This is a genomic window from Bradyrhizobium sp. TM233 (genome assembly GCF_036247965.1).
GTDB classification, from domain to species: Bacteria; Pseudomonadota; Alphaproteobacteria; order Rhizobiales; family Xanthobacteraceae; genus Bradyrhizobium; species Bradyrhizobium ottawaense.
The window spans coordinates 817,497-843,985 of record NZ_BTIG01000001.1; the positions used below are offsets into that span (position 1 = coordinate 817,497).

General features: G+C 65.4%; 31 protein-coding genes and 2 tRNA genes. 6 read left to right on the plus strand and 27 right to left on the minus strand.

What is annotated here, in order from left to right; genetic code table 11:
- Positions 1-71: 71 nt before the first annotated feature.
- The 9 genes from AABA86_RS03845 to AABA86_RS03885 all read right to left on the minus strand — a co-directional run bounded on the left by AABA86_RS03845 (position 72) and on the right by AABA86_RS03885 (position 6,223).
- Positions 72-147 (minus strand) — tRNA-Phe (locus AABA86_RS03845).
- A 174-nt stretch (positions 148-321) separates the two neighbouring features.
- Positions 322-504, minus strand: coding sequence for a DNA gyrase inhibitor YacG (yacG, locus tag AABA86_RS03850; protein ID WP_338306143.1), 183 nt, complete (start codon positions 502-504; stop codon positions 322-324).
- A 143-nt stretch (positions 505-647) separates the two neighbouring features.
- On the minus strand, positions 648-1,277 hold the full coding sequence (locus AABA86_RS03855; RefSeq protein ID WP_338305782.1) for a Maf-like protein: 630 nt from the start codon (positions 1,275-1,277) through the stop codon (positions 648-650).
- 315 nt (positions 1,278-1,592) lie between these two features.
- Positions 1,593-2,060, minus strand: coding sequence for an arsenate-mycothiol transferase ArsC (locus tag AABA86_RS03860; RefSeq protein ID WP_338305783.1), 468 nt, complete (start codon positions 2,058-2,060; stop codon positions 1,593-1,595).
- 71 nt (positions 2,061-2,131) lie between these two features.
- Positions 2,132-2,629 carry a UPF0262 family protein gene (locus AABA86_RS03865; protein WP_104463562.1) on the minus strand — a complete coding sequence of 166 codons (498 nt, stop codon included), beginning with the start codon at positions 2,627-2,629 and terminating at the stop codon, positions 2,132-2,134.
- Positions 2,626-3,921: a histidinol dehydrogenase gene (gene hisD / locus AABA86_RS03870; protein WP_338305784.1), complete on the minus strand. Its 1,296-nt coding sequence runs from the start codon at positions 3,919-3,921 to the stop codon at positions 2,626-2,628. Before hisD ends, AABA86_RS03865 begins: the two co-directional genes overlap by 4 nt.
- A 145-nt stretch (positions 3,922-4,066) precedes the next feature.
- The gene (locus AABA86_RS03875) at positions 4,067-4,516 is read right to left on the minus strand and encodes a DUF2948 family protein (protein ID WP_212245986.1); all 450 of its coding nucleotides are present in this window, start codon (positions 4,514-4,516) and stop codon (positions 4,067-4,069) included.
- An 82-nt stretch (positions 4,517-4,598) separates the two neighbouring features.
- Positions 4,599-5,258, minus strand: coding sequence for an NAD-dependent epimerase/dehydratase family protein (locus AABA86_RS03880; protein ID WP_338305785.1), 660 nt, complete (start codon positions 5,256-5,258; stop codon positions 4,599-4,601).
- 26 nt (positions 5,259-5,284) lie between these two features.
- Positions 5,285-6,223, minus strand: a complete 939-nt coding sequence (locus AABA86_RS03885; RefSeq protein WP_338305786.1) for an SDR family oxidoreductase — start codon at positions 6,221-6,223, stop codon at positions 5,285-5,287.
- A gap of 84 nt (positions 6,224-6,307) precedes the next feature.
- On the opposite strand from AABA86_RS03885, the gene AABA86_RS03890 reads away from it, so the two are divergent.
- Entirely contained in the window at positions 6,308-6,949 is a 642-nt protein-coding gene (locus tag AABA86_RS03890) for a TetR/AcrR family transcriptional regulator (RefSeq protein ID WP_338305787.1), read from the plus strand.
- A gap of 6 nt (positions 6,950-6,955) precedes the next feature.
- Here the strand turns inward: AABA86_RS03890 and AABA86_RS03895 are convergent, their stop codons facing one another.
- From AABA86_RS03895 to AABA86_RS03915, 5 genes are all read right to left on the minus strand, one after another.
- Positions 6,956-7,780, minus strand: a complete 825-nt coding sequence (locus AABA86_RS03895) for an alpha/beta fold hydrolase (protein WP_338305788.1) — start codon at positions 7,778-7,780, stop codon at positions 6,956-6,958.
- Between the two features lie 129 nt (positions 7,781-7,909).
- Complete coding sequence (locus tag AABA86_RS03900) at positions 7,910-8,419, minus strand: hypothetical protein (RefSeq protein WP_212245990.1); 510 nt, start codon at positions 8,417-8,419, stop codon at positions 7,910-7,912.
- A gap of 291 nt (positions 8,420-8,710) precedes the next feature.
- The gene (locus AABA86_RS03905; RefSeq protein WP_100175035.1) at positions 8,711-9,019 is read right to left on the minus strand and encodes an EthD family reductase; all 309 of its coding nucleotides are present in this window, start codon (positions 9,017-9,019) and stop codon (positions 8,711-8,713) included.
- A 125-nt stretch (positions 9,020-9,144) separates the two neighbouring features.
- A complete protein-coding gene (locus AABA86_RS03910) occupies positions 9,145-10,851 on the minus strand; it encodes an FAD-dependent oxidoreductase (RefSeq protein ID WP_246550078.1) in 1,707 nt (568 codons plus the stop codon).
- A gap of 39 nt (positions 10,852-10,890) precedes the next feature.
- The gene (locus tag AABA86_RS03915; protein WP_338305790.1) at positions 10,891-11,079 is read right to left on the minus strand and encodes a hypothetical protein; all 189 of its coding nucleotides are present in this window, start codon (positions 11,077-11,079) and stop codon (positions 10,891-10,893) included.
- Positions 11,080-11,395: 316 nt separating this feature from the next.
- Between AABA86_RS03915 and AABA86_RS03920 the strand changes: the two genes are divergently transcribed.
- Positions 11,396-11,470, plus strand: a tRNA-Thr gene (locus AABA86_RS03920).
- Positions 11,471-11,546: 76 nt separating this feature from the next.
- Positions 11,547-11,897: a RidA family protein gene (locus AABA86_RS03925; protein WP_212245997.1), complete on the plus strand. Its 351-nt coding sequence runs from the start codon at positions 11,547-11,549 to the stop codon at positions 11,895-11,897.
- A gap of 1,021 nt (positions 11,898-12,918) precedes the next feature.
- On the opposite strand, the gene AABA86_RS03930 is transcribed toward AABA86_RS03925, so the two are convergent.
- The 7 genes from AABA86_RS03930 to AABA86_RS03960 form a co-directional block, all read right to left on the minus strand.
- A complete protein-coding gene (locus tag AABA86_RS03930; protein ID WP_212245998.1) occupies positions 12,919-13,395 on the minus strand; it encodes a cyclic nucleotide-binding domain-containing protein in 477 nt (158 codons plus the stop codon).
- 151 nt (positions 13,396-13,546) lie between these two features.
- A complete protein-coding gene (locus AABA86_RS03935) occupies positions 13,547-14,185 on the minus strand; it encodes a ferric reductase-like transmembrane domain-containing protein (RefSeq protein WP_212246000.1) in 639 nt (212 codons plus the stop codon).
- A gap of 12 nt (positions 14,186-14,197) precedes the next feature.
- The gene (locus tag AABA86_RS03940; RefSeq protein ID WP_338305792.1) at positions 14,198-14,701 is read right to left on the minus strand and encodes a Twin-arginine translocation pathway signal; all 504 of its coding nucleotides are present in this window, start codon (positions 14,699-14,701) and stop codon (positions 14,198-14,200) included.
- A gap of 127 nt (positions 14,702-14,828) precedes the next feature.
- Positions 14,829-15,593, minus strand: coding sequence for a M48 family metalloprotease (locus AABA86_RS03945; protein ID WP_212246003.1), 765 nt, complete (start codon positions 15,591-15,593; stop codon positions 14,829-14,831).
- A gap of 6 nt (positions 15,594-15,599) precedes the next feature.
- The gene (locus AABA86_RS03950) at positions 15,600-16,139 is read right to left on the minus strand and encodes a hypothetical protein (RefSeq protein ID WP_338305793.1); all 540 of its coding nucleotides are present in this window, start codon (positions 16,137-16,139) and stop codon (positions 15,600-15,602) included.
- Positions 16,140-16,226: 87 nt separating this feature from the next.
- Positions 16,227-16,511: a hypothetical protein gene (locus tag AABA86_RS03955; RefSeq protein ID WP_338305794.1), complete on the minus strand. Its 285-nt coding sequence runs from the start codon at positions 16,509-16,511 to the stop codon at positions 16,227-16,229.
- Positions 16,512-16,514: 3 nt separating this feature from the next.
- Positions 16,515-17,672, minus strand: a complete 1,158-nt coding sequence (locus AABA86_RS03960; RefSeq protein ID WP_338305795.1) for a hypothetical protein — start codon at positions 17,670-17,672, stop codon at positions 16,515-16,517.
- A gap of 525 nt (positions 17,673-18,197) precedes the next feature.
- On the opposite strand from AABA86_RS03960, the gene AABA86_RS03965 reads away from it, so the two are divergent.
- Positions 18,198-19,205, plus strand: a complete 1,008-nt coding sequence (locus AABA86_RS03965; protein WP_338305796.1) for an LLM class flavin-dependent oxidoreductase — start codon at positions 18,198-18,200, stop codon at positions 19,203-19,205.
- 78 nt (positions 19,206-19,283) lie between these two features.
- Here the strand turns inward: AABA86_RS03965 and AABA86_RS03970 are convergent, their stop codons facing one another.
- Genes AABA86_RS03970 through AABA86_RS03995 form a run of 6 tightly spaced genes read right to left on the minus strand, consistent with a single transcriptional unit; the run spans position 19,284 to position 23,890 of the window.
- Positions 19,284-20,159, minus strand: a complete 876-nt coding sequence (locus AABA86_RS03970) for an amidohydrolase family protein (RefSeq protein WP_338305797.1) — start codon at positions 20,157-20,159, stop codon at positions 19,284-19,286.
- Positions 20,160-20,170: 11 nt separating this feature from the next.
- On the minus strand, positions 20,171-20,566 hold the full coding sequence (locus tag AABA86_RS03975; RefSeq protein WP_212246013.1) for a RidA family protein: 396 nt from the start codon (positions 20,564-20,566) through the stop codon (positions 20,171-20,173).
- Positions 20,567-20,591: 25 nt separating this feature from the next.
- Positions 20,592-21,395 (minus strand): 2-oxo-hept-4-ene-1,7-dioate hydratase, encoded by an 804-nt coding sequence (gene hpaH, locus AABA86_RS03980; protein WP_338305798.1) that lies wholly within the window; start codon positions 21,393-21,395, stop codon positions 20,592-20,594.
- A 3-nt stretch (positions 21,396-21,398) separates the two neighbouring features.
- Entirely contained in the window at positions 21,399-22,259 is an 861-nt protein-coding gene (locus AABA86_RS03985; protein ID WP_338305800.1) for a fumarylacetoacetate hydrolase family protein, read from the minus strand.
- 44 nt (positions 22,260-22,303) lie between these two features.
- Positions 22,304-22,921, minus strand: a complete 618-nt coding sequence (locus AABA86_RS03990) for a flavin reductase family protein (RefSeq protein WP_212246019.1) — start codon at positions 22,919-22,921, stop codon at positions 22,304-22,306.
- Positions 22,922-22,924: 3 nt separating this feature from the next.
- Positions 22,925-23,890, minus strand: a complete 966-nt coding sequence (locus tag AABA86_RS03995) for a Bug family tripartite tricarboxylate transporter substrate binding protein (protein ID WP_212246020.1) — start codon at positions 23,888-23,890, stop codon at positions 22,925-22,927.
- Positions 23,891-24,017: 127 nt separating this feature from the next.
- Here AABA86_RS03995 and AABA86_RS04000 point away from each other — a divergent pair, with 127 nt between their 5' ends.
- Together AABA86_RS04000 and AABA86_RS04005 are read left to right on the plus strand one after the other, a co-directional pair.
- A complete protein-coding gene (locus AABA86_RS04000; protein ID WP_338305801.1) occupies positions 24,018-24,809 on the plus strand; it encodes an IclR family transcriptional regulator in 792 nt (263 codons plus the stop codon).
- 384 nt (positions 24,810-25,193) lie between these two features.
- Positions 25,194-26,489, plus strand: a complete 1,296-nt coding sequence (locus AABA86_RS04005) for an O-acetylhomoserine aminocarboxypropyltransferase (RefSeq protein WP_338305803.1) — start codon at positions 25,194-25,196, stop codon at positions 26,487-26,489.

Consider the following 26,489-nt stretch of genomic DNA (forward strand, 5'->3'; position numbering starts at 1 on the left):
GGCCACGTATAGCGAACGAGGGTAGTGCCTCAGGAGCAGCCACATCTCGGGGATGTCCGACGTCAGGGGAATGGTGCCCAGGGGCGGAATCGAACCACCGACACTGCGATTTTCAGTCGCATGCTCTACCAACTGAGCTACCTGGGCATGCTCCAAGAGAGGGGCCAAAGCCCATCGAGCGGGCGGTTTATAGTGGGCTAGGGGCGGCCTGTCCACCCGGCTTCGCCAAGTGGCTTCGCCGGGCGCGGCCCGGCTGTGCACAAGCTGCCGCGGCTGGGGCGCGGCGGCTCGCGTGAGCCGCTAAACGTTTGATATTGCTGTTTATTCCAGGTCCTCCAAATCGTCGTCGCGACCGGGGATGACGTAGGAGCCTTTCAGCCAGCGGTTCAGATCGACGTCGCGGCAGCGCGGGGAGCAGAACGGACGGGTGGCCTCGGACTGCGGCTTGCCGCAGATCGGGCAGGTTTTAAGCGGGCTGACGGGCTTTTTGATGGGGTCGTCCATGATGTCGGCGGCTTGCATGGGGTGGAGGGGTTCAAGAACCTGTCGGCAAACGGGTTCCTTGGGCGGCGGCGCGTGCGCCCCGTCAGGCCATTCTACTGTGCATGGGGTTATTTTCGCGATTTTGTTGGGCCGTAGCCTTCGGCTCACACCGCGGTGGCGTTGAGCCAGCCGAAGCGGATCGGAAAGCCCTCGCCGCCGAGCAGGGTCGTGGTCTCGTAGAGCGGCAGGCCGACGACGTTGGTGTAGGACCCCACCATCTTCACCACGAAGGAGCCGGCGATGCCCTGCACGGCGTAGCCGCCGGCTTTGCCGCGCCATTCGCCGGAGCCGATATAGGCTTGGATGTCGTCCTCCGAGAGGCGCTTGAAGCGGACGCGGGTCTCGACCAGGCGCTGGCGGAAGGCCTCGCGCGGCGTCACCAGGCAGATCGCGGTGTAGACGCAGTGGTTGCGGCCCGACAGCAGCCGCAGGCACTGCGCGGCCTCGTCGACGAGATTGGCCTTGGGCAGGATGCGGCGGCCGACCGCGACCACGGTGTCGGCGGCGAGGATGAAGGCGCCGCGCAATTCGTCATCCAGCTGCACCGATTTGAGCGCCGCGTCCGCCTTGGCCCGCGCGAGGCGATTGGCACAGGCGCGCGGGAGCTCGCCCCGCTTCGGCGTCTCGTCGACGTCGGCCGGCCGGAGCGCGTCCGGCTCGATGCCGGCCTGGTTGAGCAGCGACAGGCGCCGCGGCGAACCGGAGGCAAGTACGAATTTGGGGCGGCCAAGCATCAGGTGATTTGGGGGATGAGCAGGGGGTGAATTGCGCGCGGAACCTATCGGAAGGGGGCTGATTTCACAACCCGGGAACCCGAGGTTTGGTGATTCGAGGGGATGCCGAGATGCGTGTGCCTGCGGTGTGTGACGCGGGTGTTACGGGACGTCTCGTGTCCCGGACGCGGCACGGCATGAAATGCTGCGACGCTGAGCCGGGACCCAGGAGCTTGCGCTTGCGGTGAGATGGGCCCCGGCTCTGCAGCGCCATAGCGTGTCGAAGACGCGCGTAAACGCGCTTTTAGCACGCTGCGCTGTGTCCGGGGCACGAGATCAATCTGACGCCGCACCCGTCCTCGCAAACCGCTTGCGGATACGCATCAATAGCTGGTCGCAGACGTCGCGATAGGCCGCCAGCTTCTGGTCGCGGCTGCCCTCGATGGTGGTCGGATCCTGCGTCGGCCAATATTCGACGTCGGCCGCGAGGGTCCGCGTCAGCTCCAGCGCCTTGTGGTGCGCCTCGGGCGAGAGCGTGATGATGAGGTCGAAATTCAGCCCCTCCCAATCCTCCAGCTCCTCGAAGGTCTGCGGCTTGTGGGCAGAGATGTCCTGGCCGAGCTCGGCCATCACGGACACTGCGAACGGATCGAGCTCGCCGCGCCTCGCGCCGGCCGATTTCACGTAGAGGCCTTGCGGAAACATGTGCTGCAACAGGCTCTCGGCCATCGGCGAGCGCACGCTGTTCATCGCGCAGGCGAACAGCACCGATTGCGGATCGCGTGCGCGTGGCGGCGCCGCCATCGCGCTTAGCCCTTTCTAAAAGAGGGCATGGCCTTGTCGGAAAACCGCTGCACACTTTTCCGGGCCATGCCCTAACCCTTCCAGTGCAGGACGGTAATGAGCGTGAACAGCCGGCGCGAGGTCTCGAAATCGACCCGCACCTTGCCCTTCAGCCGCTCCTGCAGCGTGCGCGATCCCTCGTCATGGATGCCGCGCCGGCCCATGTCGATGGCCTCGATCTTGTCGGGGGTCGCGGTACGGATCGCCTGGTAGTAGCTGTCGCAGATCATGAAATAGTCCTTCACGATCCGCCGGAACGGCGTCAGCGACAGCAGATGCGCGACGACGGGCGTGCCGTCCTCGCGGCGGATGTCGAACATCAGGCGGTTGCCGGTGATGCCGATATGCAGCGTGAACGGGCCCTTCCCGTCGGCGCCGTCGGGTGCGAACAGGTTCTGCTCGATCAGATCGTAAATCGCGATCGCGCGCTCATGCTCGATGTCAGGCCCGGAACGGCCGATCGATTCTTCGTCGAGCGTGACGCCGACGATGCGATTGGTCGAGTCGTCCTGTTCGGGCAGCACTGTCATGACAGATTGAGGCGCAATCCAATCGAACGCGAATGAGCGTCCAGGCCCTCCGCTTGTCCGAGCGTCATCGCGGCGGGGCCGAGCGCACGCAGTTGATCCGGGCCGCATTTCAGGATCGAGGTGCGCTTCATGAAGTCGTGCACCGACAGGCCTGAGGAGAATCGCGCCGAGCGCGCCGTCGGCAGCACGTGATTGGAGCCGCCGACATAGTCGCCGATCGCCTCCGGCGTATGGGGCCCGAGGAACACCGCGCCGGCATTGCGAATCCTCGCGGCAAGCCCGTCGGGATCCACCGTCATGATCTCGAGATGCTCGGCGGCGATGGCATCCGCGAGCGGGATGGCGTCGCTGAGGTTCTTCACCATGATGATGGCGCCGAAATCGGCCCAAGACGCGCCGGCAATCGCGGCGCGCGGCAGCGTCTTCAACTGCGCCTCGACCGCCTTTTCGACGTCGGCGGCAAGGCGCGCGGAATCGGTGATCAGGATCGACTGTGCGCTGGCATCGTGCTCGGCCTGCGCCAGGAGATCGGCGGCGATCCAGTCGGCATTGCCGGTGTCGTCGGCAATCACCAGCACCTCGGAGGGGCCGGCGATCATGTCGATGCCGACCTTGCCGAACACCAGCCGCTTGGCGGCGGCGACATAGGCATTGCCGGGGCCGACGATCTTGGCGACCGGCGCGATCGTCGCGGTGCCGTGTGCCAGCGCCGCCACGGCCTGCGCGCCGCCGACACGGTAGATCTCGGTGACGCCGCCGAGCGAGGCCGCGGCCAGCACCAGCGGATTGAGCTTGCCGTCGGGCGAGGGCACCACCATCACCAGGCGCGAGACGCCGGCGACCTTTGCAGGCACCGCGTTCATCAGCACCGAGGATGGATAGGCGGCGGTGCCGCCGGGCACGTAGAGGCCGGCGGATTCGATCGCGGTGTAGCGCCAGCCGAGCTCGACGCCGAGCGGGTCGGTGAAGCGCTCGTCCTGCGGCAGCTGCCGACGATGATAGATCTCGATGCGGTCCCGCGCGAGCTTGAGCGCATCCAGTGTCGCCGCATCGCAGGCCTTGTTCGCGGCCTCGATTTCGGCGGCCGAGACGCGCAACGAGGCCGCATCCAGCCTCAAGCGGTCGAACTTGGCGGTGGCCTCGAGCAGCGCGGCATCGCCCCGCTTCGCCACGTCGTCGACGATGGCGCGCGCGGCGGCCTCGACGTCGGCCGAGACCTCGCGTTTGGCGGCGAGGAAGGCCGCGAATCGCTGGTCGAAATCGGCGCTGCTGCGGTCGAGGCGAACGGGCATGTCTGGCTTGGCTTCTGGCTGGTCTTTGGGGCGGATTGGCGCACCAGGTCCCCTGCTCAATGGCGCGGCGGGGAAGCGGCGTCAACCCTCGCAAGGCGCCGTTCTGGCGCAGGCCTGAGCCGGCGCGGCTGGTATACAGGTCACCTCATGCCTCCCCTTCGATCTCCAACCCCGTTCCCAGCGCGTCGGCCCCGAGGTCGGTCAGCTCACATTCCAGGCATTCGACGTCGAGCCGGATGGCACCGCCCTCGGCGAACAAGAGCAGGGCGCTGCCGCCGGGCTCCTCGTCGCGGCCGTCCCGGGGATGAAATTCGATCCCGACGAGGTCCAGGACCTTGTCGGGAGCCGCAAGCTCGATGTTGCGCGACTTGCAGGCGAGCACGCGGTCGAAGCGGAGCGCGGCGACCAGCCGGCGCGGCTCGGCTTCGCCCTCCAGCGTCTGCTCCCAGTCCAGCCGGCTCATCCCGACCACAAGCCGCTTCTCGCTTTGTCGCCAGATGATGTCGGAGGCCTGGACACGGGCGTCCTGGACATGGGTCGAGATCACGGCGAGGTCGTCGGCGTCGAGTGCGATCAGTTTGAGCTGGGGCGACATCGCCGACGCTTCTCCTTCGGAATGGACAGGGCTCAACGCGCACAGGCCCCAAAATTTCCGCTCAAACTAACGGGCCGGCAGGCTAGAGGCTATTGATATCCTCCATCTCCAGCACCTTCCGCGGATACCCCTCCCGGGCGACGCGGATCATGGCGCGGCCGATCTGCTCGGTCGAGGTGACGAGCCGGGGCGAGAGCCGGCGCAGCACCGACCAGAGCGGCCCGGTTGCGGAATAGACCGCCTGCACCCAGACGGTCTTGGAACGGGCGCCGTGCAGCGGCTGGATCGCGCCGGGCCGGAACATGTAGGCGGCCCTGAACGGCAGCTTGAGGAGATCGTTCTCGGTCTTGCCCTTGATCCGCGCCCACATCCGCGAGCCCTGCTCGGTGGAATCGGTGCCGGCGCCGGTGACGTAGGTGAAGACCATCTGCGGATTGAGGCGCGCCAGCGTCGTCGCCGCCGCGAGCGTGAGGTCATAGGTGAGGTGGCGGTAGCGCTGCTCGCTCATGCCGATGGAGGAGACGCCGAGGCAGAAAAAGCAGGCATCGAAGCCGGTGAGCTGGGTTTCGATCGACGAATAATCCAGGAAATCGTCGTGGATGATCTCGGTGAGCTTGGCGTTGCGCACCCCGGTCGGGCTGCGACCGACCACGAGCACGCGGTCGATGCCGGCATCGACCAGGCATTCGCGCAAGACGCCCTGCCCGACCATGCCGGTGGCGCCGAAGATGATGACTTGCATCGGGATGTTCCTGGCAGGCTCGCGGCTCATGCGGCGGCCGCGATCTCGTCGAAGGATACACCGGTCAGCGTCGCCGAAGCATCCCACAGCATGGCGGCGGTGGCAAAATCCCTGGCGTGCGGCATGATCCGCGCCGGCGCTGGCGCCCCCTTCATCTCGTAGAATCCGTTCGGACCGTAATAGCCGCCGGGCTCCGCTGTGGGCGACGTCGCGGCGAACAGCGTCGGCAGCGCGCCCTCGGCGGCGGACTGGCTGAACAGCGGCTGGAGCAGCCGGCCGACCCGCCACTGGAACGTGTTGGCGCCGGGACCGTTCGCGATGAGATCGGTGCGCGCAAAGCCGGGATGGGCGGCAATGCTGCTCACGCCCCAGCCGGCCGCATCGCTGCGGCGCTGCAATTCGAGCGAAAACATCAGCATCGCCAGCTTGGACTGGCAGTAGGCGCGCCACGGACGATAGGAATGCCTGGCTTGCAGATCGTCGAAATTGATCGCGCCGGAGCGGTGCGCAAGACTGGAGAGATTGACGACACGCGACGCCTTCGCGCGGCGAAGCTGCGGCAACAGCTGCGCCGTCAACGCGTAGTGACCGAGATAGTTGGTGCCGAGCTGCATCTCGAAACCGCCCTCGGTCTGCTGTCGTTTCGGCAGCGCCATCACGCCGGCATTGTTGACGAGGAGATCGAGCTGCTCGTTGCCGGCGGCAAAGCGCCGGGCGAAATCGGCGACGGAGGCGAGGCGGGCGAGATCGAGAGGCTCGTAGGCGATCAGCGCATCGGGAAATCGCTCGCAGATGCCTTCGATCGCCCGCAGGCCCTTTGCGTCGTTGCGTCCGGTGAGTATGACAATGGCACCGGCGCCCGCCAGCGCCATCGCCGTCTCGTAACCGAGGCCACCCGTCGCCCCTGTCACGACGGCCGTCTTGCCGCTGAGAGAGGGGATGTCTGCCGTGGTCCAGTCGGTCATGCCATGTCTCCGTTCGGGGCTGGAACGAGGCCCGCGACCGGTCTAAATGTGCACTTAGTGCAATTTTGCAAGAGGTGAACCAGTTTGAAGGCTTCGAAGGTGGCCCGGAAACGCGTCAAGTCATTGCACGTGGACGGAAAATCCCCGGCCGTGCCCGGCCTGCGCGAGCGCAAGCGGCAAGAGACCCGCGAGCGGTTGACCCGCGCCGCGATGGCGCTGTTCCTGGAGCGCGGCTTCGAGGCCACGACCATCGACGACATCGCGGCCGCGGCGGAGGTATCGCGGCGGAGCTTCTTCCATTATTTCGCGTCCAAGGAGGACGTGGTGGCGGCCTGGCAGGAAAATGCCGCCAGCGCGCTGGTCGTCGAGGTGGTCGCGCGGCCCGCGGACGAATCCATGCTGACGGCCGCGGAGAATGCGATCGCGGCGACGGTCAAGCGGCTCGATCCGGCGGAAGCCGCGGCGATGTCGCGGCTCAAGCGCGACAATCCCGCGCTGCAGGCGCGCGATCAGCTCAAATACGAGAAGCTCGAGCGCGCACTCGCCGAGGGCCTTGCCCAGCGCGGGCGAACCAAATCCGACCGGCTGCAGGCGCGGCTCGTCGCCATGATCGCCACCGGCGCGATGCGCGTCGGCGGCGAGAGCTGGATCGGCGAAGGCGCGCGTGAGCGGCCGGAAGCTTTCGTCAAGCGCACCTTCGATGCGATCAGGGCGATCTTGAAATGAGGCGCCTCACTCCCTGAAGAACGCCAGCAGGTCCGCGTTGATGGTTTCGGCGTGCGTGGTCGGCATGCCGTGGGGGAAACCCTTGTAGGTTTTCAGGATGCCCTTCTTCAGCAGCTTGGCCGAGAGCGGCGCGGAATCGGCGTAGGGCACGATCTGGTCGTCGTCGCCGTGCATCACCAGCACCGGCACGTTGATCTTCTTCAGATCCTCGGTGAAGTCGGTCTGCGAGAACGCGACGATGCCGTCGTAATGCGCCTTGGCGCCGCCCATCATGCCCTGGCGCCACCAGTTCTGGATCACCGCTTCCGACGGCTTTGCGCCGGGACGGTTGTAGCCGTAGAACGGGCCGGCGGGGAGGTCGCGATAGAACTGCGTGCGGCTGGCCGCGAGCTGCTTCTGGAGATCGTCGAACACGCTCTTCGGCAAGCCGCCCGGATTGGCCGCGGTCTGCAGCATCAGCGGCGGCACAGCGGAAAGGATCGCAGCCTTCGCCACCCGGCTCTCGCCGTGGCGCGCGATGTAATGCACGACTTCGCCGCCGCCGGTGGAATGGCCGACATGGATGGCGTTCTTGAGGTCAAGATGCGCAGTGACGGCCGCGAGATCATCGGCGTAGTGATCCATGTCGTGGCCGTCGGAAACCTGCGACGAGCGGCCATGGCCGCGGCGGTCATGAGCGATGACGCGATAACCGTTGTTGGCGAAGAAAATCATCTGCGCGTCCCAGTCATCGGCCGACAACGGCCAACCATGGCTGAACACGATCGGTTGGCCACTGCCCCAATCCTTGTAGAAGATCTCGACGCCGTCTTTGGTGGTGATGATGGGCATGAGCGCTCTCTTTCAGTGAAGTTCAGTTGCGTTGCGCGTGAGCAAGCACGCGCCCGTGGTGCGCAGATAGTCGCGCGAGATCGCGAATGCGATGCCCCGCATCAACCGGGGACGTTGAGAATCGTGTGATCAGGCAAACGCCATCGGCCGAAAGCGGCGCCAGGCGCCGATGGTGAGCACGACGAAGAACACCAGCACGACGCCCTGCACCACCGCGAACACCGGACCAGACGGCGGCGCCGGCGCCACGGCGGGGGCGAGCGCGGCAAGCGCCGGCACCTTGAGGAACGACTGGATCACCAGCACGAAGACGTTGAAGTAGAGCGAGACCATCGCGGTCACGACATAGACGGGGCGCCAGACACCGGAGAGCTTCATGCCGTACAGCGCGATGCAGGCGATGGCGAGCAGCACCAGCGAGATGATGCCGATGATGTGCGAGGGCAGCAGCTTCTCGAACGGGAACAGGAAGCCGGTGGCGCTGGTCAGGATCGTGAACAGCAGGAAGACCGCGGTGAGGCCCGGCATCGACTTCGAGCCGAGCAGGCCGAACATCACGACGAGGCCGGCGGCGATCGCGATCAGGCTGATGATGACATGGATCATCGTGAAGGCGGGCAGGCTCAAGCCGAGGACCATGACATCTCTCCTACGCATCGAGGTCATGAGAGTAGTATTACGGTCCTCATGAGATTGCCACCTGTGTTGTCGTCACATGCATGTGCGAAGCCATGCGTCATCGTGCGAATCGACAAACGCATGGCTGAATTTTTTGCACCGCTGTCACAAACGACGGCAGATGTAGTTTGTAGCCCGGATGGAGCGCAGCGAAATCCGGGAATCGTGCCACAAGAGAGAGCGGCCCCGGATTACGCTGCGCTCCATCCGGGCTACGCTCTTGCAGGCTTTCGACGAAAGTTGAATCGAGCCTCACACTTCCTTGGTGTCGAAGATCAAGAGGTCGGCACCGCCGCTGGCGAATTTCGGCACGTCGCCTGCGGCCGCCTTGCCCGCTTCGCTGCCGAAGGCCTTCTGGATGTCGCCCACGCTGTCGAAGGTGAGAATGGCGACGAGATGAATCCCTGACGGCCCAGCGGGGGAGCCGACCGCGCCCGTGCTGACTGCGTACTTCTTCAAGCCGGGAAGCTTCTTGGCGAGCGGAATGTGGGTCTCGGCATAATGCTTGTCGAAGGCGGCAGCATCCTTGGGCGTTTTGTAGAGCACGACGAGTTCGGCCATTTAGTCCTCCCTTGGGAATCTTTGTTTTTCCGCGCGCGATTGGCCTCGCGACGAGGCGATAGTCTGTGGGGCGCGGCAAGATGGCAAGTCCCATTCGTCTTGCCAACTGCTTGTCTTCTGCTGGGCTAAAGCGCCGGTTTTGCGGCGTCGCCGAGATAGCCGTGCAGGGAGGCCACCACCTGCGCGCCCTCGCCGATGGCGCCGCCGACGCGCTTGACCGAGCCGGAGCGGACGTCGCCGACGGCATAGACGCCGGGCACGGACGTCTCCAGCGGTGCCACCAGCTTGCCCTGGTTCTGCTCGGACTGCGCGCCCGTCACGACGAAGCCGCCGCGATCGAGCGTCACGCCGCAGCCGTCGAGCCAGGCGGTGGCGGGATCGGCGCCGACGAACAGAAAGAGATTGCGGATGTCGGCAGAATCCTCGTCATCGGACAGCCGGCTCTTCCAGCGGATGCGCCGCAGCAGCGCGGCCTCGTCGCCCTCGAGCGCTGATATCTCGGTGTTGAACATCAATTCGATGTTCGGCGTCGCTTCGATGCGCTCGATGAGATAGCGCGACATGCTGGCCCCCAGGCCGCCGCCGCGGATGATCATCAACACTTTCTTGGCGTGACCCGACAGGAACACGGCCGCCTGACCTGCCGAATTGCCCGCACCGACCAGCGCGACCTCCTCGCCGGCGCAGAGCTTCGCCTCCACGGGCGAGGCCCAGTACCAGACGCCGCGCCCCTCGAATTTGTCGAGGTTTGCGATCTCCGGGCGGCGATAGCGCGCGCCGCTGGCGACCACAACCGAACGCGAGCGCAAGGGATCGCAGCCGTCGAGCGCCACCGCAAACGCGCCGTCCTTGCGCGTGCAGTCGAGCGCCTTCACCGTCACGGGAATCATGATGTCGGCGCCGAATTTCTGCGCCTGGGTGAAAGCGCGCGCAGTCAGGGCCTGGCCCGAGATGCCGGTCGGAAAACCCAGATAGTTCTCGATGCGCGCGCTGGCGCCGGCCTGGCCGCCGAAGGCGCGGATGTCGAGCACCGCGACCGACAACCCTTCGGACGCCGCATACACGGCGGTGGCGAGCCCGGCCGGTCCGCAGCCGACGACGGCAACGTCGTAGATGCGGCCGTCCTTGGCGCCGCCAATCATGCCGATGGCGCGGGCAAGCTCGGTCTCATCGGGATTGCGCAACACCGCGCCGCTTGCGGCGACGACCAGCGGCCAGTCTTCGGGCTTGGGCGAATAGCGCGCGATCAACTCACCCGCGTCGGGATCACGATCGGGATCGAGCAGATGATGCGGCTGACCGTTGCGGGTGAGAAAACCCTGCAACCGCACCACGCCGGCAGAGTTCGACGGACCGATCAGCACCGGACCGCCGATGCCGCCCTGGATCAGATTGACCCGGCGCAGGATCAGCGCGCGCATGATGCGCTCACCAAGATCGGCCTCGGCGACCAGCAGCGCGCGCAGCCGCTCCGGCGGCAACAGCAGCGTCTCGACATCGCCCTCGGCGCGGCCGTCGACCAGCGCCGGCTGTCCGGAGAGCTGGCTGAGCTCGGCCAGAAACTGCCCCGGCCCCTGGTCGATCACAGGCGTGACATGGCCGAGGCCGTCACGCTGGGTGATGGCGACATGGCCCTTCAGCACCACGAACATGCCGGGCCCGGGCTTGCCGGTCTCGAACAGGAACTCGCCATCGGCGTAGCTGCGGACCTCGCCGAAATGCCTGATGCGCTCGATCTCGGCCGGCGTCAGCGCCGGAAAGGTCTGCTCGGGGCGGGTGAAGCGCGACATCAGCGCCTCGTCACCGGTTGGTTGCTGTCCGTTCTGCCCCATCGTCATTCTCGCTCATTGCAAAATTCCAGGTGCCGGCTTTCAACCGCCGGTCTTGCCGGCGGCCCCCTCATCTAGGGAACCATCGTCGTTCTGCGAGGGGTCGGTGCTTGCGCCGCGTTCGCGTGCCTGCAGCTTCCGCCGCTTCAGGTTTTCGCGCAGCGCCGATTTCAAGCGGTCGTCGCGGGACGTCCTTGCCTGGTTCGCTCTCTTGTCGGTGTCGTCGGCCATCACGGATCCATCACATCGGTTGGCGGCAGGATGCCACCGAATGGCGACAGCTCAAGAGGCCGGCGCGATCCATTCGTGCGAAACGCGAAATGGATCGAATCCGAGGCCTGGGGCAACTGGCCAGTTGGCGGGGGATATCGGAGCCCGAATCGCCGGGAAGTCGGTGGTTTCGCGCCAAAACGGGCATTTTGGCCCCGATATCGGCCCGATTTTCTCGGTTTGACGGGTCGAGCAAGCTTGCACAGGAGGGGGGCTTGTGGCAGATATCGGCCCGCTTGGTAGCGCCCCTCGGGCGCCCGATTCTTCACCAGCACATGCTGCCGTAGCTCAGTGGTAGAGCACTCCATTGGTAATGGAGAGGTCGACAGTTCAATCCTGTCTGGCAGCACCATTTTTCCCCATCGAAGCGAGCCCTCCACTTGGCAGCCCCATTTGGCAGCGAGCCCGCAACACCCACGGATGCGATCGTGATCACACGTTCCCTGCCCTATGAAGGACTGCTCCACGAAATCGTCGAGCATAATGGCGTGCTTTATCTCGGCGGCATCGTCCCTGAAAATGCCGGGCTCGATATGACGGGCCAGGCCGACGATGTGCTGCGCCAGTTGAAGACCCTGCTTGATGGGGCCGGCTCCGATCTCTCCTGCGTTCTGCAGGTGACGATCTTTGTGGCTGATCTCGCCGACAAGGCGGCGCTCAACCAGGTGTGGAAGCGCTATTTCACTGCGGACCATCTGCCGGCGCGTGCGGCCGTTGGCGTTGCGGATCTCGGCCCGGGCGTCAAGCTGGAGCTGACGGCGATCGCCGCCCGCCGCTGATACAGGCGACACCGGCGAGGCGAGAACGCGCGGTCGTTCCAGTGTTCACACATGAAGCAACGTTCTCGCGGCGCGAAGCGTCCGAGTTTTGCTGCTTTCCTTGACCCTCTTCCTTGAAGAGGGCGCAGGGAAGACCGGGTGCCGGCTGGCACCCTTGACCCGCTGCGCGAAGAATTTGCACACGCAAATGCGCAGGCGGACAACAGGTGGGCCGGAAAACACCCGGCCTTCCCTGCGCGATGGGTTGACGGCCTATGCCTGCTCTCCCCGGAGCCGAATTCCTTCTGGCCTCCGTCGCCTCGCGACAGACGATGCACCGTCCGGTTGGCCGATGCATCTTCGCGAAAGCTTGGCTGTAGCAACGACAGCCAGGACCACATGGTTTAGCCGTACGCGACCGCCCGGCTTGGCCCAAGGGGCTTCGCCGGACACTGCGCCGTTCGTCACACGGAGAAGGACCTCACGAGGATCACCCGCCCTGGTCCCGCCTTCCCGTGCCCGACGCAGCCGCGTCCACCGCACCCCAGCCCACGTTCGTTGCGACGTACGATCGCCCCTCTCCTCGGGCCGGGATGGCGAGAATATGCCGCGAATCCGAATTTCGGTAAAGTGGAATATTTTTGCGAAGGGGGATTGACGGAGTTTGGGGTGTTTTGCCCGACGGCTCGCGACTGGGGCGCGCCGGTAAGGTTAATCCTTCCTTTCGATTGTCGGTAAAGTTTTATCTATTATCGTCTTGCCGTGGATAACCAACCAGAGGCTTGGATAGTGTTTGCGTGCTGCCTGATCGTGACCGGGATTGCGTTGCTTCTCTCCGGCATCGTTGCCTTCGGCTTTCATAGAAACTCGCTGCACTCCGTGGCGCTGCTGTAGCCTTATCAATGCGCCGGCTTGCAGGATGGGCGGAGCGACTTGTCCGCCGTTGCTCGTAGGATGGGTAGAGCGAGCGAAACCCATCGCGGGTTTATTCGGCGCCGAGGCATGATGGGTTTCGCAAGTGCTCTACCCATCCTACGCATCGTCAATTGTCGTTCTCTGCCGCGCGCCTCGCAAACCGATCATCTGCCCGGCGCAGCCGTCGGCACAGCTCGCGGTTGATGTTCTGCAGGACGATCACATAAGCGTGGATGTCGGCCTTGTAGCAGGCGTAGAGATTTTGGGCGGTCAGCTCGTACAGCACCGTCGGCGCCTCCGCGACAACCGTTGCCGAGCGATTTTGCATTTCGATCAGCGTCATCTCACCGAAGAAGTCGCCGCGCTCCAACACGGAAATCGGGATGACGCTCCCCGCATTCGTCCGTTTGCTCACCGCGAGCCGGCCGGATTTGACGATGAACATCGAACGTCCCGGCTCGCCTTCCGACACGACGGTGCTGCCTGCCTCGAAGCTTCGCTCGACCAGCATGGACATCAGGAGGTCGAGGCTCGGCTGCGGGAGACCGCCGAAAAATGGCGTCGCGAGCAGGAACGCTTCCAGATCGGGGGCCGTGACGGTCATTGCGCGAGGTTACGCCGCGTCGCCGACTGCGGCAAGCGAGGCTGCGTAGCCCGGATGGAGCGCAAGCGTAATCCGGGACCGTCAACCACGGATGCAATCATCCCGGATTGCGCTTCGCTCCATCCGGGCTACGAATCTCGGCGCGGTCGTGTCACTGCCGCTCGACGCTCTCCCCGCGCAGTGCCCTTCGCTTTCGCCACACCTGCAGGTCAATCATCGCTTTGATCGTCGCCGCGAGGACGGCCGCGCACAACACGGCCTTCGAGATCGTCTCCATCGTTCCCTCGATCAGGAGGCAATGGACCACGCTGCCCACGACGATGACGATCGCCAGCGGCATATGAATCAAGCGCCAGGTTCGCGGCCGCAGCTCTAACCGCCGGCGCAGGGACGCCAGCAGCGCAACAACGAAGATCGCCCACATCGCGGTCACGCCAAAGGGCGAGAACGGCGTCGGCGACGCGTAGGTCAAGGCGTCGATCATGTCGGGCGGACTGGTGATCCAGAGGCCGGCGACGTGGATCACCACCGCGATGACCAGCGCGCCGCCGATCCAGTGATGGGCACGCCGTCCGCGATAGGCCGACAGTGGCGGCAGATATCCCCCGATCAGCAGCGGCTGCACCAGCACGAGACCGAGTGCGATGATCCCGGCGAAGCCGGCGAGGATATAGACCGGCCCGCGCCATGCGAGCTGCTCGCTTGTCGCAGCGAGCGCGATCGGCGCGCCAATCGCGAAGGCAAGACCGACCCAGATCAGGATCGACCGCGCCGATCTCCACCCCGTCATTCGCTCGCCCGGTCAGGCCGGCTGCAGCACGAAGTGCGCTTCGAGGCTGGTGTCCTTGGCGCTGCGCATCACCGGCCGCAGAAAGACGGTTTTGAACTCGCCGCTGTCATAGGCGAGGTGACCATGCGGCTGGCCGAAGATCGGAATGATCTGCGGCATCTCGAGCCGGAACTTGCCGTCCTTGTCGGTGAGCGTGGCGCCGTGGCTCTGCGGCTCGTGCTCCTGGCCTTCGGTCGTGTGTGCCCAGATCTGGATACGCTGTCCGGCGAGCGGCGCGCCGTCGCCGGCGCGGCGCACGGTGCCGCTCATCCAGAAGCCGCCCTTGCCGATCCGCTCCACGATCGCCGCGCCCTTGCGGTAGTTGTTGGCGCCGCCCGACATCGTTTCGGTCGGTGCGAGGGCGTCGGCGCGAGCGGGCAACAGCAGGCCGGGCACGCCGGCTGCGAAAACCCCGCTCGCCAGGACGGAGCCGCCCGCGACCAGCAGGTTGCGGCGATTGAGTACGACCAGGGTCATGTCGGTTCCTCCGGGCGAGCCGTGCAGTGGCACCCATGAGACTACAGCAACAGACGCCCGACGCCCAGTTACGACGAAGGGCGTCCCGGGTCGCAATAACGCTGTTGTGAAAATAGCCAGAGCCGCGTCAGAAGTTCGCCTTGACGTACTTCTCGCCGATATTGAGGGCGTCCAGCAGCGACTTCCTGTCGTCGTGTCCGGTCTGGTAACCCTTGACGATCGCGTCCCCGCGTTCCTTCGGGGTGCCGTGATGTTTCGGGTGCTTGAGCATGTTGTCGCCCGCGTTGAATTGCGTCAGGGCGATCACGGCGGCGTTGAAGCTCGATTGCTGCAATTTGCGAACGCCTGCGAAATAACCGGCAAGAAAATCCGCATGCAGTTCCACCCGTTTGACGGTGGGCTGCCCATCGAGGAGAATTTCGTCCACCCCCACCTTCCACTGCAGGACATGTCCAAACTCGTGGGCGCAGATGCCGGCGACCGCGGCATCTCCCGCCTCGGGATCTGCCATCAATTGCTTCAGGAGCCGTTGGCCGAACAGCACTGTGCCGTCGGTCCCGGCCACGCGCTTCTCCCGCAACGCGAAGGCATTCGGCGAGTCATGGTCGTCGAAATAGGCGAAGCTGGGCGTGACGTTCAGACAATCGGAAATCCGGACCAGCGTCTCCGCCAGCGCCCGGTCGAAATCCTTGTCGCCCGACTTGGGTATCGACGGCATCTCGCGCACGTTGCCGCCATCCTGCTTGTCGCCGAGAATGTTGCTGGCTTCGCTCGCAGTCAGACTGCAGCCATAGGACGGATTGTGGCGAGTGTCGGCGGCCCTTGCACCAATGCCGCCGAAAAGAAGAAGGCCACAGCCCGCGATGCAACATCGTCGTGTCAGCATCTGCATGTCTCCCTAGCAGAGATTTGGAAACCGCTTACAAGCCTCGGAGGTGCCGCTGGTCTGGGGCGGGGGGTTCGCCGGCGGATTTGGCACGCTTCCGGGAGTCGGAGCCGCGGTTTGCGGAAGCGGCACGGGCTGGGCCGGCAGTTGCTGGGGCGTGGAGCCGATGTTGAAGTTCGCGTATTCGATCCGGTTGGTATAGAGGCTGATGCCCAAGAGCCAGGTCGACACCCCCTGCTGATGCTGCGCGACCATCGAATAGACCGGTCCCGCCGGGAGCTGAGTTTGCCCGCTCAGGACGACATTGGTCACCTGCCCGAGTTGAACCAGCGGCATGTAGACGCCGCTGTTGTTGGTCTGCATGGCGATGGTCTGCCAGAGCTGGGGACCGTACCAGGTTGGATTCGGCGTGCCCGTCTGCAATTGCTGGATGACGGCCGTCAGGATTTGCCGGGGATCCGCCTGCGCCGACGCCGTCCGCGTCACCGGCACCTGAAGCAGGCAGGCCAGCACCACCGCGATCAAGAACCGAATCCATCCCTTCAACATCATCTGCATTCCCCCTGACACTCACGCTGCGAAGCCAAAGCCGCCAAATGCTCGATGCCGCACCGGCACCTCGATCGGTCAGTCAGCCGATCACCTGTTGATCTGTCCGGCCGAGCTCCTGATATCCGGCACCGTCGGCGGCACGACGATCGGCCGCTCCGGGACTGGACGATCGACATCAGGGGCAATCCTGAACGTACTCGAACCGCCGCCCGTACCGGTTCCCGACCCAATGTCGGAGCATTGGATCCTGCACGCCATCTTGCTTCGGTCGCAGTTGCAGCCTTCGGCGATCCGGCTGGACAGCTCAGCGCGGGGCAGCGGAAGCGCGATCAGCGCCAGGCCGGCCAGCATCAGTGTCTTGCGTGTGCTCATCCTTCACTCCACAGGCCTCAATCGAACGCTCTTGAAACCGACCACGACCGGGCGCGGCAGCAGCGTATCCGGCAACAGCACGTTCGACGTCGCGCGGCGCTCGAAGGCGATCGCCCCGCCGGGCGCATCGTTCGGGCCGGCCTGCGGCGTCGGAGCGGGGGGCTGCGGCTTGCCGTCGCCGCTTGCGCCGGCAGCCGCCGGGGCCGCCTCCGCTGCGGCCGCCGGCAATACAGCCTGCCGGTTCACCCCCACGTTCCCCCGCGTACTGCCATCCTCGCCCATGCTGGTTTGAATCGAGCGGGCCAGGAACACGCGGCTGACGAGCGCGAGCTCCACCGAGAAGCGCGGCCGCTCGACGCCCGTCTTCCGATCTTTCACCTTGTCGTCGATCCTCTTGCCGATCAGGATCGAAAGCTGCTTGCGCAATCCTTGCTGCGAGCAGAACCCTTTCGTTGCGTCGTCTTCGCAGAAGTCGAGCAGCCGAAGCTCCGCCGGCACCGCCGGAACGCCATAGGTCTCGGTGGCGGAAAACCTGACCTCGACCGTTTCGGTCGAGCTGGCGTCGGCGCCGAACCCGCCGCTCAACAGCTGGGACATCGCGCTGGCGCTGCCGCTGGCCCGCTTCACATTGGTGATGGTGAAGCGCGGAAACAGCACGAGCGGAAGGGTGGTCCGGGTCGCGGGCGGCTTGAACAGCGATTCGGTGGAGTTCGCTTGCGGCCAGATCTGTCCGTCATGCTCGGGCCGCACGTTCGTGGCAGGAAACTGATAGACGGCCCGATAGGCCTCCTCGATTTCCGGCGTCAAATCGAGATGCAGCAATTTGATCGAGCGCCCCGCGAACGGCTCGTCCGTCGCCGAATCGCTGACCGCATCGTCGGAGATCATCGCAAAGACATCGCCGACCTGGATGTCCTCGACGGGTGGATAGACCGGCTCGAAGCCGAGCTTCTGGATCGCCTCGTTCCATTGCTTTGCGACCGAAAGCTTGGGCTGCTCGCCGGTCCCGGCCCAACGCACCAAAGCGAATGTCGCGGCGGCCGCAACGATGAAGCCCGCCACCACAATCCAGCTCTTGCCAATCAAGGTCTTGAGACCCTTCTTTGCCGGTGCAGGCGCTTCGTCAGCCGGGGGAGTCACTTCGCCGGGAGGACCACCCATGATCCAACTCTCTATTCCGTTATGCGGCGCAGCCTGCGGCTGGAACGCCTTGCCAATACATTTTCAGCGAGCCAGCCTTGCTGGTGCTCGCTCACGACGGCCACTCCATCGACAATCAATCTCGTCTCGGGATGCCGCTTCGTTCGCGAAAAACACGCCTTCAAACAATACGCGTCACTAAACATGAAACCCGTGCTGGTTGCCACTGGCAATTCGCACAATTCCGGAATTGGCGATGCTGCCGCGCGGCTGGGCGCCGGGTCGTAATGACGCACACAGGACCAGCCGTCGTCGCGGCTGTATCGCCGGCCTGCAGGTCCCATCTCCGCGTGGGAAAGATGGGGCACCGGCGGCAGGCGCCAAAGACGTTTGCCCGACGTCTGAAAACATCAGCTATTTCAATACGATCCATATCCATCCATGCCGGGCCGACATGGTCGGTCATTGCGCGGCGGCGCTAACATTCCGATCGACGGGCACTACATGTGAAAGCCCAATGCGCATCCCCTCACCGGTAGCCTCCCCATGATCCCCTTCTCCGTGCTCGACCTCGCACCGATCCGCCAAGGCGGCGACGCCGCGCAGGCGTTTGCCAACTCGCTCGATCTCGCCCGGCATGCGGAGAGCTGGGGCTTCAAGCGGTTCTGGCTGGCCGAGCATCACAACATGACGGGCATCGCGAGCGCGGCGACGTCGGTGGTGATCGGGCATATCGCGGGCGGCACCAGGACGATCCGCGTCGGCTCCGGCGGCGTCATGCTGCCGAACCATTCGCCGCTGGTCATCGCCGAGCAGTTCGGCACGCTGGAATCGCTCTATCCCGAGCGGATCGATCTCGGGCTCGGGCGCGCGCCGGGCACCGACCAGTTCACCGCACGGGCGCTGCGGCGCGACCTTGCGACGGCATCGGAGAATTTTCCGCATGACGTGCTGGAATTGCAGGCGCTGCTCGGCGACGTGCAGCCGAACCAGGCGATCCGCGCCGTGCCCGGCATGGGGACCAAGGTGCCGCTCTGGATTTTGGGATCGAGCACCTTTGGCGCGCAGCTTGCCGCGATGCTTGGGCTGCCGTTCGCCTTCGCCTCGCACTTCGCGCCGCAGATGATGATGCCGGCGCTGCGCGAATATCGCGCGCGCTTCGAGCCGTCGGCGCAGCTCGACAAGCCCTATGCGATGGTCGGTGTCAACGTGTTCGCGGCCGAGAGCGACATCGAGGCGCAGGGGATGTTCTCCTCGCTGCAGCAGCAGTTCATCAATTTGCGCCGCGGCACGCCGGGGCCCCTCCCGCCGCCGGTGGACGACATGGATGCGCTGTGGTCGCCGGGGGAGAAGGCCATGGTCGGCCAGTCGCTGTCCTGCTCCGCGGTCGGCTCGCCTGATGTGGTCGAGCAGAAGCTGAAGGCCCTGCTCGCCGAGACCGGCGCGGACGAACTGATCACCACGGGGCAGATCTACGACCACGCCGCACGGCTGCGCTCGTTCGAGATCGCGGCGGCGGTGCGGGATCGGCTGGCGAAGCAGCCGGCGGTGTGAGCGCGATCGAGCGCCCCGCCAGAAGTGCGCCCTCCCCCGCGTGCGGGGGAGGGAGTGCATCGCGCTCGTGGCGCGCCTCTAATCCGGAAAGCCGAACAGCTTTGCCGGATTGTGGACGAGAATCTTCTCCAGCTCCGCCTGGTCGGGCGCGTAGCGGTACATCAGCTCGAGCAGGTCGGCATCGTTCGGCGGCTGCTTGACGGAGACCGGATGCGGCCAGTCGCTGGCCCAGACGCAGCGGTCGGCGGCGGCCTCGATATAGGCGCGCGCGATCGGGATCACGTCGTCATAGGGCGCGCCGGCCTTCGAGGTCTTCTCGCCGAGCGACAGCATCACCCAGAAATTGCCCTTCTCGAGCAGCTCGAGCATCTTGCGCAGATTCGGATCGCTCTTGCCGGCCTCGGGGTCAGGGCGCGCCATGTGATCGATCAGCACGGGGACGTCGAGATTCTCGTATTTGGCGACGCTCGACATGATGCCGTCCTTCTCGGGCTGGATCTTGGCGTACCAGCCGAGCTCGCGGATGCGGGCAATCGCGCGGGCGAAATCGGCATCCGACAGCACGGCGCCGAGCTCCTGGCGGAAGCTGAAGCGCGCGCCGCGGACGCCGGCGTCATGCAGCTTGGCGAGATAGGCGTCGTTCGCCTCCGCGAACACCAGCGCGTTGGCGCAGCCGCGATAGTTCGGGCCCATCGCTTTGAGCCCGTCGAGCACGACGGCGTGGTCCGCGCCATAGGTCGTGGTCTGCACGATGATGCCGCGCTCGATGCCGAGCGTCTTGTGCACGCGCAGCGCGGCTTCCCAGGTCGCGGTCGGCATGCGGTAGGCCGCGCCGGGGCGCTCCGGATATTTGTCGATCGGGCCCAGCACGTGGAACTGGCTGTCGACGGTCTTCGGCGGCGGGGCCTTGACCGGGCGGCGCGGATTGGGATCGAACGGCAGATAGGTCGGCATGCAACGCTCCTTCAGTCGATCACGGCGGTGAAGTCGCACTGCACCAGCGCGCCGCCGTCCATGTTGTCCATCGGCAGCGCGTGACGTGCCGGGCGCGAGTGCTCGTCCGGAAACATTTTTAGCCACTCGACATTGACCGGGCCGCGCTGGGTACGGTCCTTCAGCCACACCGTCATCTTGATGATGTCGTCGGTGGTGCCGCCGGCGGCTTCCACCGTCGCCTTCATGTGCGCGAACATGTTGGCGCATTGGGCATCCAAGCTCTCCGGCATCGCGTTGGTCGCGCCATCGCGGCCGAGGATGACGCCCGACATCACGAGATTGCCGATACGGCAGGCGTTCGGAATCGGATTGACGTGCTTGAAGCCGCCGATGTGGATGCTCTTGCGCCGCGTGTGACCACTCATGGTGCGCTCCCTCTTGCTTATTGCTTCAGACGAACTGGCACGACACCGAGCCGAACGGGCCGTAGTCGGCATGGAACGTGTCGCCGCGGCGGATGTCGACAGGGCGCGTGAACGATCCCGCCAGCACGACTTCGCCGGCCTTGAGATGCTCGTCATGCGGCGCAAGGCGGTTGGCGAGCCAGGCGATGCCGCTGGCGGGGTGATTGAGCACGCCGGCGGCAAGCCCGGTTTCCTCGACCTCGCCGTTGCGGAACAGCAGTGCGCCGATCCAGCGCAGATCCGTATCCATCGGGCGGAACGGCCGGCCACCGAGCACCAGCGCGGCATTCGCCGCGTTGTCGGAAATTGTGTCCATGACCTTTCGCGTCTTGCCGGTCTCTGGATCGACGCGGTGCATGCGCGTCTCCAAAATCTCGAGCGCGGGCGTGACGTAGTCGGTGGCGTTGAGCACGTCGAAGATGGTGCAGTCGGGCCCACGCAGCGGCGCCTTCAGCACGAAGGCGAGCTCGACCTCGATCCGCGGCGCGTGGAAACGGTCGAACGGAATCGGCGTCGCGTCCGCATAGAACATGTCGGCAAACAGCACGCCGTAATCGGGCTCCGAGATGCCGACTGCGTTCTGCATCGCTTTCGAGGTCAGGCCGATCTTGTGGCCCTTGATGATGCGGCCGCGGCCAAGCTGCAGCTTGGTCCAGGCGCGCTGGACGGCGTAGGCATCCTCGATGGTGAAATCGGAATAGTCCTTCGTGAACATCGGGATCAGCGTCTTGGTGCGCTCGGCCTCATCCAGGCGCGCGGCAAGCCGTTCGATCGTGGCGGCATCCAGCATGGCCTAGTGCTCCGCCGCGACGGTGTTGCGCAGCACGCCGATCCGGCTCGACTCGACCTCGACGACGTCGCCGACCTTCAGCCAGCGCGGCGGATCGAAGCGAACGCCCGCCCCCGTCGGCGTGCCGGTCACGATCATGTCGCCGGGCTTCAGCGTCGCGAAGGTCGAGAGATAGGAGATCAGGTAATCGAACGGGAACATCAGCCGCTCGGTGGTGTCCTGCTGCCGCACCTCGCCGTTGACGCGCGTGGTGATGTCATGAGGCCCGCGCGGGTCGAGCTCGTCCGACGTGACGATCCACGGACCGATGCTGCCGGAGCGATCGAAATTCTTGCCCTGCGTGACGTTGAACTTGCCGTGACGCAGCCAGTCGCGGATGGTGCCCTCGTTGCACAGCGTCATGCCGAAGATATGCGACCATGCTTTTTCGCGCGGGATGTGGCGGCCGCCCTGCCCGATCACGATGACGAGCTCGCCTTCATAGTCGAGCTGATCCGAAACCTTGGGCTTCTCGAGCGGCTGGCCGGAGCCCGTCATCGACGATATGCTGCGCACGAACAGGCTGGGATATTTGGGCAGGTCCGAATTGTCCTTGTACTCGGCATTGCGCTCGGCGTAGTTGACGCCGATGCACCAGAGCTTTTCCGGCGCCAGCACCGGCGGCAGCAGAACGAGATCGTCGAGCGCATAGTCCGGCTTTTGTCCGGCGACGGCTTCCTGCGCGTCGGAGAGCGCGTTGGCCGCGATCAGCGCCTTCACGTCGGAGAAGTCGCGGCCGATCCGCCTGGTCAGATCGATCACGCCGTCAGCGACGGCCGCGCCGTAGCGCGGCTCTCCGTCCACGAGATAGCTCAGGAGTCGCATGGTCGGTCTCCAATTTGTGTCCGGCAGCGCGGCGGGCGGCGCGCTCAGTCTTTCGATTTGGGCGTCTGGAACACGGTGTTCAGCGTCACGATCTCGCCGAGGCGGGCATAACGGGGACCGCCGATGCGAGCGATCGGGTCGAGCGCCTTGGTCTCGACCTTGCCGTCGTTCACGAGGCCGTCGCGCAAATGGAACATGACGACCTCGCCGACGATCAGCCGGCTCTTGGCGTCACCGAACTCGAGGCACTGGCGGAAGCGGCATTCCATCGCGACCGGCGCGGCGGCAAGCCGCGGCACCTTGATGCGCTCGCTCGCAAGCGTCTCCAGGCCAAGATGCTCGACCTCGCTGATCTCAGGCGGATGCTCGACGGAACTGTCGTGCACTGCCTTCATGAGCGGCGTATCGGCGATGTGGATGACATATTCCTCGGTGTCGAGGATGTTATGCGCGGTGTCCTTGTAGTCGGCGCCCTTGCGGCCGACGCTGATGGCGAGCATCGGCGGCTTCTGCGAGACGAAGGTGAAGGCGCTGAACGGCGCGAGGTTGAGCACGCCCGTGGCTGACAGGCTCGTCACCCAGGCGATCGGGCGCGGCACCACGATGCCGGTCATCAGGCGGTAGATGCGCTCGGCGCCGAGCTCGGTGGGGTCGATCCGCATCGGTCAATCCGCCTTGATGTTGGCCTTGCGCACCACTGGAATCCACTTGGCGTCCTCGCGCTCGAGATAGGCCTTGAACTCGTCCGGCGTCATCGGCGTGGCTTCGCCGCCGAGCTTTTCGAATTTGTCGACCACGGCAGGGTCCTTCAGGATCGCGACCAGCGTCTCGTGCAGCTTGTCGATGACGGGCGCCGGCGTGCCCGCGGGCGCGAACAGGCCCGTAAAAGTCTGGCCATCGAAATCCTTGTAGCCGAGCTCGGCGAAGGTCGGCACGTCCGGCAGCGATTTCAGCCGGTGCGGGCTGGTGACGGCGAGCGCGCGGAACAGGCCAGCCTTGATGTGCTGGAGGCTGACCGTGAGCTGGTCGAACGCGAACTGCACCTGGCCGCCGAGCAGATCGTTGATCGCCGGCGCGTTGCCGCGGTAATGCGCGGTGACCCATTGCAGCTCGAGATTCGACTGCATCAGCTCGCTGAGCAGATGGTTGGTGGTGCCCGGGCCGGGCGAGGCCATCGTCAACTTGCCGGGCTCGCGCTTGGCGAGCTCGATGAATTCCTTGAAAGTGTTGGCCTGCACCGACGGATGCACCTCGAGCACCAGCGGTGTCATCGAGATGGTCGAGATCGGCATGAAATCCTTTTTCCAATTATAGGCTTCGCGCTTGTTGATCTCGGTTGCGAACAGCACCGGGCCGTTGGCGCCGACGAACAGCGTGTAGCCGTCGGGCGCGGATTTCGCGAACGCCTCGCCCGCGATCATGCCGCCAGCGCCGGCCTTGTTCTCGATGATGAAGGGCTGGCCGAGCTTTTCCTGAAGCTTGTCGGCGACGATGCGCGCGGCGCTGTCGACGTTGCCGCCGGCCGGATAAGGCACGATCAGCTTGACGCTGCGCGCCGGCCATTGCTGGCCCGACGCAGGCCCTGCCAGCATCGCGGTGGCGGCAGCTATGGCAATCCAGATTAATCTCATGTTAACCTCCCGGCAGCGCTTCCAATTCCATGTCGCGCGCGGCGATGCGCGCGGCAGCTCGATCGGGCCGCAATCTCCAGATGCGCGCTTGTCCTGTCGAGTGAATTGTGGCGTTCTTGTCCATATTATGGACAGACCCAAATTCGCCCGTCACGCGACATCACCGCGGCAGGGCGCGCAGGCGATCCGGCGCGCGCTCGCCGTGCTGCGCATTCTCGCCGCAGGCCGCGAGGCCGGTGTGCCATTGGCCGAGGTGATCCAGGCGACCGGCCTCACCCGTCCGACCGTGCACCGCATCGTCCACGTGCTGATCGAGGAAGGCATCGTCGAGCAGCACGAGCGGACCGGCCGCTACGCGATCGGCAACCAGGTGCCGGAACTGGCGCTGGCACGGCCGCGGCCGTCGCGGCTCTTGATCGCCGCCAATCCGTCGCTGCAACGCGCATCCACCGAGATCGGCGACACGCTGTTCCTGACGGTGCGCACCGGCAACGACACGCTGTGCGTCGATCGCAGGATCGGAATCTATCCGATCCAGGTGCTGTCGATCGAGGTCGGCGCACGCCGGCCACTCGGCGTCTCCAGTGCGGGCGTCGCCATCCTCGCCGCGATGCCGGCGCAAGACGCGCGAAAGATCGTCGCAGCCAACGAAAAGAGGTTCGAGGCTTACAAGACCGATGTGGCGACGGTCCTCGGCGAGGTCACCGCCGCGCGACGGCTGGGATACGGCCTGAGGGAGACTGGCCTCGTGCAGGGCACGAAATCGATCTCGACCTGGATCAAGACCCCGGATGGACAGCCGGCCGCGGCGATGACGGTCTCCGCGGTGCGAACGAGGCTCGGCCCCCGCCGCGAGCAGGAGGTCGCGGAGATCCTGCTGCGGGAGGCGCGGATCATCGAGCAGGCGATCGGGGGTTGAAGCGCGGACGGCGCCGTTTCACCTCGCCCCGCTCGCGGCAGGGCTATCGCATATGGATTTCACGAGGACCGCGGGCTTGCTCCGCCTCTCGCGCTTGCGGGAGAGGCCGACGCGCTCGCAGAGCGCGGCGGGTGAGGGTTCTCACCACTTGGGGACATCCTCCGCAATTCTCAACAATCCCAATGCGGAGACAGCCCCCACCCCAGCCCTCCCCCGCAAGCGGGAGAGGGAGCCGACTGCCAATGCCGCCGCATCGTGCACACCCTATGCGATAGCCCAGCCGCAAGCGGGGCGAGGGGGCGCACCTTCTCTGTCAATGGGCTGACTTCGTGCGCATTTTTATGGCACAACGCCCCCATCGCCGACCGACCAACGAGGCCCTGCATGCCCGCGCCAAAACCGCCTGCCTTCGAGACCCTGAGCCTGCATGCGGGCCAGCATCCGGATCCCGCAACCGGGGCCCGCGCGGTGCCGATCTACCAGACCACGTCCTACGTGTTCCAGGATTCCGACCACGCTGCGGCGCTGTTCAATCTGGAGCGCGCCGGCCACATCTATACACGCATCTCCAATCCGACCACCGGCGTGCTGGAGGAGCGGCTCGCGGCGCTGGAAGGCGGCGTCGGCGCGATCTGCACCGCGAGCGGCATGGCCGCGCTGCATCTGGCGATCGCGACGCTGCTGAGCGCCGGCGACCACATCGTGGCGTCGAGCTCGCTCTATGGCGGCACCATCAACCTCCTGGCGCACACGCTGCCGCGCTTCGGCATCACGACGACCTTCGTGAAGCCGCGCGATCTCGACGCATTCCGCGCGGCGATCAAGCCCAACACCAAGCTCGTCATCGGCGAGACCATCGGCAATCCCGGGCTGGAAGTGCTTGATATCCCCAAGGTCGCTCAGATCGCACATGAGGCGAAAATCCCGCTGCTGATCGACAACACCTTTGCCACGCCCTATCTCAGCCGGCCCATCGAGCTCGGGGCAGACATCGTCATGCATTCGGCGACCAAATGGATCGGCGGTCACGGCATCGCGATCGGCGGCGCCATCGTCGATGGCGGCCGCTTCGACTGGCGCGGCTCCGGCAAGTTCGCCGTGCTGACCGAGCCCTATGGTGGCTATCACGGCATCGTCTTCGACGAGCAGTTCGGAACGGCGGCCTTCATCATGCGCGCGCGCACCGAGGGCCTGCGCGATTTCGGCGCCTGCCTGTCGCCCACCAACGCGTTCCAGCTGTTGCAGGGCGTCGAGACGTTGGGCGTGCGCATGGACCGCCACATGCAGAACACGCATCTCGTGCTGGAAGCCCTGAAGGCCAACAAGGCTGTCGACTGGGTGCTGCATCCCTCGCTGGAGACGCACACGGACTATCAGCTCGCAAAGCAGCTGCTGCCGCGCGGCGCCGGCTCGATCATCTCCTTCGGCATCAAGGGCGGGCGGCCTGCAGGACGCAAGTTCATCGAATCGCTGCGCATGATCAGTCACCTCGCCAATGTCGGCGATGCCAAGACGCTGGTGATCCATCCGGCGTCGACCACCCATCAGCAGATGGATGCCGAGCAGCTCAAGGCGGCCGGCATCGGCGAGGAGCTGGTGCGGCTGTCGGTCGGCATCGAGACGGCCAGCGACATCATCGACGATCTGGCGCAGGCGCTGCGCATCTCGCAAAAGGTCTGA

What these genes read in the sequence shown, in the direction of transcription:
- AABA86_RS03895 (WP_338305788.1), bottom strand. Translation starts at nt 7,780, where the DNA reads ATGCCCATCATCACCACCAAAGACGGCGTCGAGATCTTCTACAAGGAT.
- AABA86_RS03985 (WP_338305800.1), bottom strand. Translation starts at nt 22,259, where the DNA reads ATGCGACTCCTGAGCTATCTCGTGGACGGAGAGCCGCGCTACGGCGCG.
- hpaH (WP_338305798.1), bottom strand. Translation starts at nt 21,395, where the DNA reads ATGCTGGATGCCGCCACGATCGAACGGCTTGCCGCGCGCCTGGATGAG.
- hisD (WP_338305784.1), bottom strand. Translation starts at nt 3,921, where the DNA reads ATGCCCGTTCGCCTCGACCGCAGCAGCGCCGATTTCGACCAGCGATTC.
- yacG (WP_338306143.1), bottom strand. Translation starts at nt 504, where the DNA reads ATGGACGACCCCATCAAAAAGCCCGTCAGCCCGCTTAAAACCTGCCCG.
- AABA86_RS03865 (WP_104463562.1), bottom strand. Translation starts at nt 2,629, where the DNA reads ATGACAGTGCTGCCCGAACAGGACGACTCGACCAATCGCATCGTCGGC.
- AABA86_RS03950 (WP_338305793.1), bottom strand. Translation starts at nt 16,139, where the DNA reads ATGATGTTGAAGGGATGGATTCGGTTCTTGATCGCGGTGGTGCTGGCC.
- AABA86_RS03885 (WP_338305786.1), bottom strand. Translation starts at nt 6,223, where the DNA reads ATGACCGACTGGACCACGGCAGACATCCCCTCTCTCAGCGGCAAGACG.
- AABA86_RS03970 (WP_338305797.1), bottom strand. Translation starts at nt 20,159, where the DNA reads ATGCCGACCTATCTGCCGTTCGATCCCAATCCGCGCCGCCCGGTCAAG.
- AABA86_RS04005 (WP_338305803.1), top strand. Translation starts at nt 25,194, where the DNA reads ATGCCCGCGCCAAAACCGCCTGCCTTCGAGACCCTGAGCCTGCATGCG.
- AABA86_RS03955 (WP_338305794.1), bottom strand. Translation starts at nt 16,511, where the DNA reads ATGAGCACACGCAAGACACTGATGCTGGCCGGCCTGGCGCTGATCGCG.
- AABA86_RS03960 (WP_338305795.1), bottom strand. Translation starts at nt 17,672, where the DNA reads ATGGGTGGTCCTCCCGGCGAAGTGACTCCCCCGGCTGACGAAGCGCCT.
- AABA86_RS03915 (WP_338305790.1), bottom strand. Translation starts at nt 11,079, where the DNA reads ATGGCCGACGACACCGACAAGAGAGCGAACCAGGCAAGGACGTCCCGC.
- AABA86_RS03940 (WP_338305792.1), bottom strand. Translation starts at nt 14,701, where the DNA reads ATGACCCTGGTCGTACTCAATCGCCGCAACCTGCTGGTCGCGGGCGGC.
- AABA86_RS03965 (WP_338305796.1), top strand. Translation starts at nt 18,198, where the DNA reads ATGATCCCCTTCTCCGTGCTCGACCTCGCACCGATCCGCCAAGGCGGC.
- AABA86_RS03900 (WP_212245990.1), bottom strand. Translation starts at nt 8,419, where the DNA reads ATGGTCCTCGGCTTGAGCCTGCCCGCCTTCACGATGATCCATGTCATC.
- AABA86_RS03855 (WP_338305782.1), bottom strand. Translation starts at nt 1,277, where the DNA reads ATGCTTGGCCGCCCCAAATTCGTACTTGCCTCCGGTTCGCCGCGGCGC.
- AABA86_RS03995 (WP_212246020.1), bottom strand. Translation starts at nt 23,890, where the DNA reads ATGAGATTAATCTGGATTGCCATAGCTGCCGCCACCGCGATGCTGGCA.
- AABA86_RS03905 (WP_100175035.1), bottom strand. Translation starts at nt 9,019, where the DNA reads ATGGCCGAACTCGTCGTGCTCTACAAAACGCCCAAGGATGCTGCCGCC.
- AABA86_RS03990 (WP_212246019.1), bottom strand. Translation starts at nt 22,921, where the DNA reads ATGCGGATCGACCCCACCGAGCTCGGCGCCGAGCGCATCTACCGCCTG.
- AABA86_RS04000 (WP_338305801.1), top strand. Translation starts at nt 24,018, where the DNA reads ATGGACAGACCCAAATTCGCCCGTCACGCGACATCACCGCGGCAGGGC.
- AABA86_RS03860 (WP_338305783.1), bottom strand. Translation starts at nt 2,060, where the DNA reads ATGGCGGCGCCGCCACGCGCACGCGATCCGCAATCGGTGCTGTTCGCC.
- AABA86_RS03975 (WP_212246013.1), bottom strand. Translation starts at nt 20,566, where the DNA reads ATGAGTGGTCACACGCGGCGCAAGAGCATCCACATCGGCGGCTTCAAG.
- AABA86_RS03935 (WP_212246000.1), bottom strand. Translation starts at nt 14,185, where the DNA reads ATGACGGGGTGGAGATCGGCGCGGTCGATCCTGATCTGGGTCGGTCTT.
- AABA86_RS03945 (WP_212246003.1), bottom strand. Translation starts at nt 15,593, where the DNA reads ATGCAGATGCTGACACGACGATGTTGCATCGCGGGCTGTGGCCTTCTT.
- AABA86_RS03880 (WP_338305785.1), bottom strand. Translation starts at nt 5,258, where the DNA reads ATGCAAGTCATCATCTTCGGCGCCACCGGCATGGTCGGGCAGGGCGTC.
- AABA86_RS03875 (WP_212245986.1), bottom strand. Translation starts at nt 4,516, where the DNA reads ATGTCGCCCCAGCTCAAACTGATCGCACTCGACGCCGACGACCTCGCC.
- AABA86_RS03930 (WP_212245998.1), bottom strand. Translation starts at nt 13,395, where the DNA reads ATGACCGTCACGGCCCCCGATCTGGAAGCGTTCCTGCTCGCGACGCCA.
- AABA86_RS03910 (WP_246550078.1), bottom strand. Translation starts at nt 10,851, where the DNA reads ATGGGGCAGAACGGACAGCAACCAACCGGTGACGAGGCGCTGATGTCG.